Below are 12,319 nucleotides of genomic sequence, written 5' to 3'. Positions count from 1 at the left end.
GCTTATTATTATATAAAGTGAATGGCAAAGATACAATTGCGTTTCAATATTATTATACATTTGAACTGCATCAAAACGTTAAATCTCGAATTTAAAAAGATATAAACCTATTTATCAGCAAAATACAAAATCCCAGACATCTCAAATTATGAATAAAAGTACAAGATAAAGAGAATCTATTAGATCCACCATTCTATTTTAGCATATAGAGATAGGAAATGATTTAAGATTTAGACAATATAAAATATCAGTTCGATATATTATATTTGTAAATACTTAATAACTAATTATAATCCATGAAAAAGTACATTTATCTTTTATTTATTGCCACTCTTTTCTCTTCAGTTTTACAAGCAGAGGTTAGATTGCCTCATATATTCTCGGATAATATGATACTCCAAAGAGACAAAGTTCTCAAGATATGGGGATGGGCTGATAAAAATGAAAAAATCAAAGTTGAAATTCTAGACCAGACTAGAAATGTGCAAGCCGACCAAGCAGGTAATTGGTCTGTAAATTTGGAGCCAATACCTTACGGAGGCCCTTATCAAATGAAAGTACAAGGAAGCAGTAATACTATTACTTTTAATAATATTCTTATTGGAGACATTTGGCTATGCAGCGGACAATCTAATATGGAAATGCCTGTGAATGGATGGAGCCAGGTTGAAAATTATGAGCAGGAGATTAAAGAAGCTAATTACCCCCTAATAAGAGCTTTTAATGTAGAGAAAGCTATGAGTATGACACCCAATTCTGACTTTGATGGGAAATGGCAAGTTTGTTCTCCCGAAGCAGTTTCCAGCTTTTCGGCAGTGGCTTACTTCTTTGCACGCAAATTAAATAAAGAGTTAGATATACCAATTGGCATCATTAATTCCTCATGGGGAGGGACTCAGATTGAGACATGGATAAGCCAAAACTCATTCGCTCGCTTACCCGATAATTTCAAAGAAAGATATGCAGCATTACAAGGTATTGATCTAGCTAGATTTGCTCAAGAGAATGAAGCAAAAAAGCAGATCTACCTCAATGCCTTAAAAAACGATCCGGGCATAAAAGGCGAATGGTTTAAAGCTCCTACAAAAATTACCTTTGCATGGAAGAAAATGCAAGTACCTCAAGAATGGTCACAAACTGAACTTGCTTCAATAGACGGAATTGTTTGGTTCAGATACAATTTCACACTTCCAAAAGACGCTGAAGGAAAAACTGCCATATTGAACCTAGGTCCCGTAGATGATGATGATGTGTCATGGATTAATGGTATTAAAGTTGGAGAGACAGTAGGTTATGGCTTACCTAGAACATATAGTATAACAAAGGACATTTTAAAAAGTGGAGTGAACACCTTAACTGTAAAAATTGTAGATCACAGTGGAGGCGGAGGCCTTTATGGTCAGCCTCATGAGCTATATTTAGAGATTGATGGTGTAAAGTATCCTCTATCCGGAGAATGGGAATACAAGGAATCGGTGACTAATAAAGAATATGGATATATTGATTTTTCTCCAAACTCTTATCCCTCCCTACTTTACAATGCTATGATTAATCCCATGACTTCTTTTTCGATAAAAGGGGCAATATGGTATCAAGGTGAAAGCAATGCAGATGATGCTTATAACTATCGTACACTCTTCCCTACCCTAATCAACGATTGGAGAGATAAATGGGAATCGGAGTTTCCTTTCTATTGGGTGCAATTAGCTAATTATATGGCTAAAGATGAACAACCTCAAGAGAGTAAATGGGCAGAATTGCGTGAGGCTCAGAATATGACTCTTTCGCTACCTTATACAGGACAAGCGGTGATTACCGACATTGGCGATGCTAAAGATATTCACCCCCGAAACAAGCAAGATGTAGGAGCTAGACTTGCTTTAATTGCTCTAAATAAAGATTATGGACGCAGTGATGTTATTTACTCAGGTCCTACATTTAACAAGATGGAAATCTCAGGAAATAAAGCGATTATCTATTTTGATAATATCTCAAGAGGTCTAAAAGTGAGAGACAATAGCCAATCTATCAAAGGTTTCGCAATTGCAGGTGCTGACAACAGATTTGTCTGGGCAAAAGCTTACTTAGATGGAGACAAAGTAATTGTTGAGAGCCCAGAAGTTTCTAGTCCTATTTCAGTAAGATACTCATGGTCTAATAACCCCGAAGTAAACCTTTTCAATAGCGAAGGACTTCCCGCTGCACCATTCAGAACCGATAAGTAAGATCTCTATTTTTAAATAAAAAAAAGACGGACATATTACTATGTCCGTCTTTTCTATTTAATGCAAAATATATCACTATTAAGAACAGAAATATCTGCACCTTATTTTGTTTTTAAAGCATCTATTTTTCTCATTACAGCTTTTTCAACTTCTACAATTACAAATACTGCAAAACCTAGAATAAATGGATATACCCAATCGTTTAACTCTAAAGGATAAGTTCCAAATACATTATTCATAAAAGGAAGATAGGTAATTGCCAATTGGAGAATAACCAAAAGACCCGATACTACAAATACTGCTTTGTTTGTAAAGAAGTCTTTGTTGAAAGCAAAGCCACGAATACTTCTGCTATTGAATAAGTGGAACATCTGAGCGATTACAATAGTTTGTAATGTAATAGTTCTCACAATTTCTTCACTAACACCGTGTGCTAATAAATTTATAGTCATCCAAAGGGTTCCACCACCAATAAGTACTGACACAAACAATATTCGCCAGATAAAATAGCCGCTTAACAATGGCGTTTGTGGCGATCGTGGAGGACGTTTCATAGCTCCCGGTTCTATTCTTTCGAAAGCTAAGGCTAGAGAAACTGTTACTGATGTCACCATATTTACCCATAAAATTTGAACGGGAGTTAATGGCATCATAGTACCAAATAATATACTCGCTATTATCAAGAAACTTTCAGCACCATTCGTCGGCAATATAAATAAGATAGTCTTTTTCAGATTATCATATACCCTTCGTCCTTCTTCAACGGCAGCCACTATGGTACTAAAATTATCATCAGCTAATACCATTTCCGAAGCATCTTTTGTTACTTCCGTACCCTTGATACCCATTGCAATACCTACATCTGCTTTTTTAAGAGCCGGTGCATCATTTACACCATCGCCCGTCATTGCACAAATCGTACCTCTGGCTTGTAAAGCCTTCACCAATTTCAACTTATGTTCGGGGCTTGTACGGGCAAAAATATCATATTCCTGAGCAGCTACTTCGAGCTCGGCATCACTCATTTTTTCAAGATCTTTTCCTTGCAATGCCTTTGTTCCATCACCAATACCCATTTCTTTACCAATGGTTTTAGCTGTATCTACGTGGTCTCCTGTTATCATTTTCACTGTGATTCCTGCTTCCGAACACAATCTAATAGCCTCAACAGCTTCTTCACGTGGTGGATCTATGATTCCCGCAAGACCTAGAAAGACAATACCATTATGAATATCTTCGTGATCTATATCAATTATACTTTTATCTACTTTTTTGTAGGCAGCACCAATAATACGTTGTCCTTTTTGAGCCAACTCTGTAATTTTACTCTCCCAATAATGACGATCAAAATCTTGCTCTCCAGCTTTAGATTTTTCTTTCTCCGCCATATCCAAAAGTCGATCGGGAGCACCTTTAATATATATAATATTATGGTCTGTATCTTCTATCAAAGTAGCCATATATTTATATTCGGAATCAAACGGAATTGTCGATTTCCGTTCAACATGGCTATGATCCACATCTGCTTTTTGGTACAAAGTTATCAAAGCACCCTCGGTAGGGTCTCCTTTTACAAACCAATGCTCGTCCTCATCTTTTCCTAAAGAGGCTTCGTTACATATATTAAAACAGCTGATCAATTCTTCTAATATAGGCTCAGAATCAAAATCAACTTTAGCACCATTACTCAATACATCTCCTGTTGGTGCATAACCCGTTCCTGTAACCGTAAATTCGCCATCGCGTATCTCTACAGTTTTCACAGTCATTTCATTCTTAGTGAGTGTTCCCGTTTTATCAGAACAAATAACCGATACTGCTCCCAATGTTTCTACTGATGGAAGTGTACGGACAATTGCATTTCGACGAGCCATATTCTGAACACCTATTGCTAAAATAATGGAAAGTATAGCTGGCAAACCTTCGGGTATAGCAGCTACAGCCAAACCTATGACAGACATGAGTAGTTCGCCCGAATCGTAATCTCGAAAAAAATGCCCAAACAAATAAATTACAAATGCGATAGCTACAATAACAATAGATACTGTTTTTCCAAATTTAGCTGTTTGTCTAAGTAGAGGAGTTGTTATCTCTTCTACTTCTGAAATCATTTCATTTATCTTACCTATCTCTGTATCCTTACCGATAGCTATAACAACACCCATTCCCGTACCTGCACTTACAGTGGTACTCGAAAAAGCCATATTAATTCTATCACCCAACATTGTATCAACAGGTAAAGCAGCAACCTTCTTTTCGGAAGGAACTGATTCTCCAGTAAGTGGAGATTCCTCTATTTTCAAGTTGTCGGCTCTTACTAAACGTAAGTCGGCAGGAACTTTATCTCCCGGACTCAGTAAAACCATATCTCCAATTGTGAGAAGAGAAGCGTCAATTTCGGTTCTTACTCCATCTCTTACTACTTGCGCCTTAAGTGATAACATCTTCTTGATGTCTTCTAATGCTTTCTCAGCTTTATTCTCCTGAAAATAACCGATTGATGCATTTACAACTGCAACCAACAGAATAACAATAGTATCGACATAATGTCCTAATACTGCGGTAACAATTGCCGCAACAAAAAGCACATATATTAATATGTCATTAAAGTGTTTCAAGAAACGGATAAGCTTGCTTACTTTTTTCTTCTCAGGTAATACGTTCTCTCCAAATTGAGTTAATCGCTGGTTAGCCTCATCATCTAATAGCCCTACTGTAATATCAGACTCTAAAGTGTCTATTACATCAGCACTATCAATGGAATACCATTCTCTCTTCGTATGAATATAATCTTTCCTCATAAATATGGTTATTATGATATTGAAACAAAAAAAATTAACTATTGTTTACCTCACAGCTATGAAAAATTTCATAAAAAACCAATAAAATAGAATACCTGGTGTATTATTTTAGAATAATAAGAAAGAAACAACTAAAGATTAGACACCTATACAAAAGATGCAGATTAGCAATCCACTCTTCTAACAGCAATAAAACATTTATAAAATAATGGCTTCTTGAGAAAGATAGCTTATAGATTAAAATACAGACCATCATTTTTCAGCATCAATAGAAAGATGTATATAGACTCGTTTTTTCTAATACTTAATAATGAATAACATCAAAGAAATCGTACATTTGAAATTACTAAACAATACAAATGGTTATGAGAGAAAACAAGGACTTAAAGTTAGCCGTCCTCATTGATGCAGATAATATACCCTACTCTAATATAAAAGGTATGCTCGATGAAATTGCCAAGATAGGGATACCTACCATTAAAAGAATATATGGTGATTGGACTAAACCTACTGTATCGGGATGGAAACAACCTTTATTGGAACATGCCATTACGCCCATACAACAATATAGCTATACTACGGGAAAGAATGCAACGGACTCTGCCATGATTATTGATGCGATGGATATATTGCACTCCGAAAAAGTAGATGGTTTTTGTTTGGTTTCGAGTGATAGTGATTTTACTCGGTTAGCTGTCAGACTAAGAGAATCTGGCATGTTAGTTATTGGCATTGGAGAGAAAAAGACGCCGAACCCTTTTATAGTAGCCTGCGACAAGTTTATATATATTGAGATAATCGGAAATTCGGAAATAGAAAATTCGGACAATCAGCAAGATTCTTCATCTCCAAATCATTCTAAAGGGGAGAAAGATTCCAATATTGAGCCTATAAATAAAAAGCTTATTCAGCTTCTAAAAACTACGGTCATGGATTTAGCTGACGATGACGGATGGGCATTCCTTGGAGATATGGGAAATTTGATCATCAAGAAGAGACCCGATTTTGACCCCCGAAATTATGGCTATCCAAAACTTACACCTTTGATTAAATCTCTAAACAAGGTTTTCGACATTGATGTGAGAGTTGCCGATAAAAAGCATATCAAACATATCTATGTAAAGATCAAAGAATAAAGGTAGTTGCAAAATGTAAGACATGTCAGTCACTAGCTATCAAATACAATATCTATTGCAAAATAAAACGATGAAGCGTTTCTCCTTACTTGTTTTATTATTTATCGGGTGTATATCATTCTCTTCTGCACAAGAAGATACAACAAGAATGCACCAACAGTCTATATCAAAATTATTAAATCCAGATTCCCTGAGATTTAATCAGAATAGTATTCAAATAGAATCTATGGTTAATAATCCCACAAATATCGACGAAAATGGTTTTGACTTCTCGAAGGAGGAAAAGACTTTTAACTTTGATATACCTAAAGAAAAGAAGTTTTTCAATTCGTCCTATTCTAAATTTATTATTCCTACCACACTTATTGCTTATGGAGTATTAACAAGAGCCAATAAGCCACTGAGAGAATTAGACTTAAGCACAAACCATGAAGTTGGAGAGCATATTTCAAAGAAAAACCCGCTCGATAATTATATACAATTTGCTCCTGCTATAATGACATACAGTTTAAGTTTTGCAGGGGTAAAAGCGAAACACAATTTTAGAGACCAAACACTCATTATGGCAACATCATATCTGATAATGGGTGCAACCGTTCAAACTGTGAAAAGCACAACACATATTGCACGCCCAAATGGCTCTAATAATAATTCGTTTCCCTCGGGGCATACCGCTACAGCATTTGTAGGGGCACACATTCTTTTCAAAGAATATAAAGATACATCTCCATGGATTGGCATCGGTGGGTATGCAGTGGCAACAGCAACTGGCACTATGCGAGTATTGAACAAGAAACATTGGGTAAGTGATGTTGTTACGGGTGCAGGCATAGGTATCTTAAGTACAGAGCTCGGTTATATGCTTTTACCTGTATGGCATAATATACTTGGGATAAAAGAAAAAGAAAAAAGTCTCGTGATTGTACCAACAGTTAATACCGGCAATATGGGTATAGCCTTAGCATATGCTTTCTAACTATCCAAAACATATTAGAACGACGACTAAAAAATAGTCCCAGAATATGCTTTTTTTATAACTTAGGGAAAAATGTTCTATAATACTTCAAAATGCAATTATGAAAAAACATAATATTACTTGTCTTTTCTTGTGCCTATTATTTGGGCTCTGCTTTCTGGCATGTAGTAATGCAAGTAAACAAAAGGAATCTATAATTGAACAAAAGAAAGATCGCACATTTATAATGGCTACGATTCCTGAAGCGCTGCAAACGCCTCTAGACCGAGCTAATTATCTTGTAGAACATTACTGGGATAATTTTGATTTCACAGATACTGCTTACATTCATTTACCGAATATAACGGAGCAAGCAATGGCAAATTATATTGAGATTCTGCCTCATGCCAATAAGGATATTACTTGCATGGCTATCAAAAACACTTTGATAAAAGCTGAAGCTGACAGCAGTATAAATACTTATTTTCTGGATATGTATAAGAAATATCTCTACGACCCTAATTCGCCTATGCGAAACGAAGAATATTACATTCCCGTTCTGAACTACATTATAGAGTCAAATAAAACCAATGCAACTGATAAAGAGCGTGCAAACTTCAAACTAAAAATGTTACTTAAAAATAAAATCGGAGATAAAGCTACAAATTTCGCATATACTTTAGCATCGGGAAAAACAGGAACTCTATATGATATAAAGAGCGAATATACTATTGTATTATTTTACAACCCCGACTGCCATGCTTGTGCAGAAGTAATTGCAGCCATCAAAAATTCCAATATTATAAACGATGGACTAGAGAATAAACATCTCGCTGTACTTTCTTTCTATCCCGATGCAGATTTAGAGATATGGAAAAAACACTTGAATGACATTCCAACTTATTGGATAAATGGATATGATAAGAATCAAATAGTACAAAATAAAAAGGTATATGATCTGAAAGCAATCCCAACTATTTATTTACTCGATAAGGATAAAAAGGTTATATTAAAAGATGTTGATTTTGTAATTCTCGAAAAATGGTTATTCGAAAATAAACCGATGGTTATACTCCGATAGTTTTCTCCTGCAACTAATAAGGAATCCTATTACTGCATTCATTCTCCATCTAAAAAACAACCTAATTATATTCAAATTTAGGCTTTCTCCACTTGTCTAAATTTGTTAAATAATTGTTTATCTGATTATTATTGAGTATATTCACAAAAATCAAGCCTGAGAAGGTTGTTTTATTTATTTACTTATAAATAGTGGAGAATATGGAAACTAAAAAAAGAGCACCTCAAAAAGGAAAAGATGGTGCTATTAACCGATCTGAACGAGTAAGAGCAAATGACTTAGTTAGCCAAATGCTAGAAGATCATAAAAAAAGAATCGGTGAAGTTGTTTGTGTAGTAATTGATAGCAGAACATCAATTGAACTTCCTGCCAGCCTTACGCCAGAAGAGCGAAACGAGCATGTGCAGAATTACATAAAAAACATAGGTATAAAACCCATAAAGTGATCATATAATGTCACACGTAACAAATTAATTAGTCCCGCCCACTCTCTAAAGAGTTGGTGGGATTCTTATTTAATACCTCCCTATTACTTTATTTAGAATATAAGAGTCACAAAAGAAGCTGCTCCTAATTAGGAACAGCTTTATATATTAATTGTGTACTTTAAAACTTATTTAGTTTTCACTGTGGTATTTACGATAGTTGCAGGAGGGAAACTCACAAACATCTTCGATACATATTTTGCAATTTTTTCATCTGCATTACGTCCAAAGTTTTTATCAACGTCTCTGTTACCTGCAGCATGCCATACAAGAGTATTAGTTCTAGCATCAATCAAATCGACTAGTAACGATCCTTTATGATAAATATCTACATTGTGTTGAGTGCGGGCTACGCTCGATCCGGTCATCATCATAGGACCTCCCCACATGTAAGGACGGTGAAAACCACCCATACCCATGCCGCCCATACCCATACCACCCATGCCCATACCCATACCGGTAGTCATAGTAGTGCTTGAGTGTGATTCTCTAGACTCTACAAAAGCCAAGCTATTTACCCAAAGATCTGGTGTAGCAGACTCTGTCAATCCTCGTTCTGTTAAAGCAGCTTTTATAGCAGCATAAATACGGTTTCTATTTAGTTCGCTAATAGTTTGAGCTTCGGCGTCTAATTTATAAATACCAAATGTTTTATACTTTGAAAAATCGACACTACGGTCATAATCTGTGGATACAGTCAATGACGATTTACATGAAGCAAACATTAAGGCGCTAAATAACACAAGCGAAAAAAGTCTTAAAGTTCTCATAATTTTATAATTTTATTTTTGTTCATCCAATTCTTCTAGATTAAGTTTCCGTCTTATGTTAACAAGAAATAGCTGTATATTGTTTATAATTTACACTTTTCGAATTAGCTTAGTCCGAACACTCATTTTATTTCACTTTCTATAACATTACTTTTATGAATAATGTTCACCAACTTTCCCCAATTATATAAATAACAAGTAAATTTCTAAAAGACTTTTTTCGCCTTACCTGCTTTAAGTATAATAAGTTGCTCTCACTTTCTTCTTTTACCTATATAATAATGAATATTCGAAGTGCGAGCTCATCCTTAAACCTTCATCAATTGATCAATATCTATTTTTTTCATTTGCATAAATGCTTTCATTAGTTTATCAGCCTTCAAAGGATCTTTCATGAGCTTGGGTAGAATAGATGGCGCTATTTGCCACGAAAGTCCGTATTTATCTTTCAGCCATCCGCACTCACCCTCTTCTCCTCCATCGCTTGTGAGCTTATCCCAATAATAATCTATCTCTGCCTGATTGTCACAAAACACCTGAAGCGAAATAGATTCATTGAATTTAAAAATAGGACCACCATTTAAAGCGGTGAAGAACTGTCCATTAATTTGAAATTCAACCACCATTACAGTTCCTTCTTTTTGGTGATGAATATCAAACCCCTCTTTGCCATAATAAGATATACTTTCGATCTTTGAATTTTTAAAAACCGAAGTATAAAAAATGGCTGCCTCTTCAGCTTGATTATCAAACCAAAGGCATGGTACAATTTTATCTGTCATTGTTCAGAGAATTGATGTTCTGCATATTTTCTAAAACTGTTTAAAATAGCCTGCCAACCATTTTGTTGCATCTCAATAGGATTGAAATTTTCAGCATCAAAGGATTCGATAACTTCAGTTTCTTCATCGCCTATAACTGAGAAAGTAATAGTAGCTGTCCTCCCATCTTCCAACGTGTAACTAATTTGCTTATGATCAGTGATACTATCATAGATACCACCAAAATCAAAGCCCATACTTCCATCCTTAGCTTCCATCCTATAACTGAATTTGCGCCCTACATGAAAATCATTCACAGCCTTTGTTGTGTGCCAATCGTCGGAAGCACTATTCCACTTAATAATATCGGCAGGGGTTATCCAACACTTCCAGACAATATCTATTGGTGCTTTCACTGTTGTCTGAATGGTAATAACAATCTTATTTTCTGCCATAGTTTTAGTTATTTTAAGTTAGGTACAACACCTTATTTCAAAGAGTGGAGACCAATACAATTACCTTCGGTATCCTCAACCAGAGAAATGAATCCGTAATCACCTATAGAAAATTTAGGCTTTAAGATTTTACCGCCTGCTGCTTCAACTCGGCTTTGCTCTATCTCACAATCATCGGATGAGAAATAGACAATAGTGCTATTTCCTCCGGGTTCAACTCCTCTCATCTCGACTAAAGCCCCGGAAGAATTTGGAGCATCGTCCAACATCGGAAAAACTACCATTTTCATATCCTCCAAATCTTCCGACATTGGGAGATCAAACATTTCTCTATCGAGAACCGTTTCATAAAAACGTCTGGCACGATCTATATTTTCAACATAAATCTCAAACCAGCCTACTGGATTAATAGTTTCTTTCATCTTAATAATTTCCTTTAGGAGTTCAGGTCAACATTAACCATCCAGTTAATTCCAAATTTATCAGTAAACATACCAAAGTACGCATTCCAGAAAGTAACTTCCATAGGCATAGTTATAGTACCTCCTGCCGAGAGAGCATCAAATATCTTATCGCCCTCTTGTTTTGACTCAATCTGAAGAGACAAGGAAATATTATTTCCGACAACAGCTTCGGGAGAACAATCGCCTCCGGCATCACTACCAAAAAGCATAAACTGACCACTTACAGGTAATGCCACATGCATTATCTTTTTTGCGAATGACTCAGGAAAACTTATTCCCTCCTGAGGAGGCATTTCTCCAAAACGAGAAATATGTGCAAAGTCACCTCCAAATACTGATTTATAAAAATTGAAAGCCTCTTCACAATAACCATTAAAGGTTAAATAAGGCTGAATTGCTATTGCCATTGTGTTTTAATTTAAATGGTAAATAATTATTTTACTAAAAACTGTCTCAATTCCGTTTTTAATATTTCGGTCCATCCTGCTAAATAATTTTCTCTTTTAAAATCCGGACCTCCGTCAGAAAATGTCTCAAGACCTTCATGAGTCAAAGTCACCTTTGTGTTATCTCCCAAAAGCTCAAGTTCCCATGTCACAATAGACTCGCCCTTACTTTGACCTGGGTGTGTCCATGTATGTTGAAATCTCTTATTAGGAATAATCTCTTTTATAACACAACGATGACGATATAGTTTTTCCTCATCAGATACACTAAAATTAAAGACTGCTCCTTCTTTCAGAACAAAGTCCTCAATCGTAAAATACCATTCTTTCATTTGTTCTTTATCTGTTATAGCCTGCCAAACCTTTGAGAGGGGAGCCGGATATATTGCTTCTACAATAACTGCTGAATCTTCCATAATGCATTATTATTAGTAATTCTTACAAATAAGTTTATTAAACCTTATCTACTTAAAACAGAATAGCATAAAGTTTTGTTTATTGAGAAAAAAATAGTCATATATAAAACAAAATGTTAAAATACATTTTTTAGCACATGTTGTAAAACACTAGATAAATGTCAAGAAAATACAATAAAAAATCATTCCATATTAAAATATTATAATACATTTGCCTTAAACCATTCTAAATACTATGTACTACATATCAAACCAAGAAAACATTGCAAAATGTCTGAAATTTAACGTTTCAGATTTGTTGGTTTGTGCTAAAATATTAGAGAG

12 protein-coding genes are annotated in these 12,319 nt (G+C 35.2%); 5 read left to right on the top strand and 7 right to left on the bottom strand.

Going from position 1 to position 12,319, the window contains the following annotated elements:
- The first annotated feature begins 296 nt into the window (after positions 1–296).
- Positions 297–2,225: a sialate O-acetylesterase gene (locus HGC4_RS03210; protein ID WP_050708678.1), complete on the top strand. Its 1,929-nt coding sequence runs from the start codon at positions 297–299 to the stop codon at positions 2,223–2,225.
- 101 nt (positions 2,226–2,326) lie between these two features.
- Here HGC4_RS03210 and HGC4_RS03205 read toward each other — a convergent pair whose 3' ends face one another.
- A complete protein-coding gene (locus HGC4_RS03205) occupies positions 2,327–5,026 on the bottom strand; it encodes a cation-transporting P-type ATPase (RefSeq protein WP_050708677.1) in 2,700 nt (899 codons plus the stop codon).
- A gap of 365 nt (positions 5,027–5,391) precedes the next feature.
- On the opposite strand from HGC4_RS03205, the gene HGC4_RS03200 reads away from it, so the two are divergent.
- From HGC4_RS03200 to HGC4_RS03185, 4 genes are all read left to right on the top strand, one after another.
- The gene (locus tag HGC4_RS03200; RefSeq protein WP_050708681.1) at positions 5,392–6,162 is read left to right on the top strand and encodes an NYN domain-containing protein; all 771 of its coding nucleotides are present in this window, start codon (positions 5,392–5,394) and stop codon (positions 6,160–6,162) included.
- A 22-nt stretch (positions 6,163–6,184) separates the two neighbouring features.
- Entirely contained in the window at positions 6,185–7,138 is a 954-nt protein-coding gene (locus HGC4_RS03195) for a phosphatase PAP2 family protein (RefSeq protein ID WP_255349818.1), read from the top strand.
- Positions 7,139–7,238: 100 nt separating this feature from the next.
- The gene (locus tag HGC4_RS03190; RefSeq protein ID WP_050708675.1) at positions 7,239–8,198 is read left to right on the top strand and encodes a DUF5106 domain-containing protein; all 960 of its coding nucleotides are present in this window, start codon (positions 7,239–7,241) and stop codon (positions 8,196–8,198) included.
- Positions 8,199–8,398: 200 nt separating this feature from the next.
- A complete protein-coding gene (locus tag HGC4_RS03185; RefSeq protein ID WP_050708674.1) occupies positions 8,399–8,644 on the top strand; it encodes a hypothetical protein in 246 nt (81 codons plus the stop codon).
- 167 nt (positions 8,645–8,811) lie between these two features.
- Here HGC4_RS03185 and HGC4_RS03180 read toward each other — a convergent pair whose 3' ends face one another.
- From HGC4_RS03180 to HGC4_RS03155, 6 genes are all read right to left on the bottom strand, one after another.
- Entirely contained in the window at positions 8,812–9,453 is a 642-nt protein-coding gene (locus HGC4_RS03180) for a DUF4136 domain-containing protein (protein WP_082204052.1), read from the bottom strand.
- A gap of 308 nt (positions 9,454–9,761) precedes the next feature.
- A complete protein-coding gene (locus HGC4_RS03175) occupies positions 9,762–10,235 on the bottom strand; it encodes a VOC family protein (protein WP_050708672.1) in 474 nt (157 codons plus the stop codon).
- Positions 10,232–10,669, bottom strand: a complete 438-nt coding sequence (locus HGC4_RS03170; protein ID WP_050708671.1) for an SRPBCC domain-containing protein — start codon at positions 10,667–10,669, stop codon at positions 10,232–10,234. The genes HGC4_RS03175 and HGC4_RS03170 overlap by 4 nt, the downstream gene beginning before the upstream one ends.
- Before the next feature lie 32 nt (positions 10,670–10,701).
- Positions 10,702–11,091: a VOC family protein gene (locus tag HGC4_RS03165; RefSeq protein ID WP_050708670.1), complete on the bottom strand. Its 390-nt coding sequence runs from the start codon at positions 11,089–11,091 to the stop codon at positions 10,702–10,704.
- 14 nt (positions 11,092–11,105) lie between these two features.
- Positions 11,106–11,540 carry a VOC family protein gene (locus HGC4_RS03160; protein WP_050708669.1) on the bottom strand — a complete coding sequence of 145 codons (435 nt, stop codon included), beginning with the start codon at positions 11,538–11,540 and terminating at the stop codon, positions 11,106–11,108.
- A gap of 26 nt (positions 11,541–11,566) precedes the next feature.
- Positions 11,567–11,995 (bottom strand): SRPBCC family protein, encoded by a 429-nt coding sequence (locus HGC4_RS03155; RefSeq protein ID WP_050708668.1) that lies wholly within the window; start codon positions 11,993–11,995, stop codon positions 11,567–11,569.
- Between the last annotated feature and the right edge of the window lie 324 nt (positions 11,996–12,319).

This window comes from Dysgonomonas sp. HGC4 (assembly GCF_001261715.1).
GTDB lineage: Bacteria > Bacteroidota > Bacteroidia > Bacteroidales > Dysgonomonadaceae > Dysgonomonas_A.
Note: the sequence above shows the minus strand (reverse complement) of the source record. Positions and strands in the feature narration are given on the sequence as shown.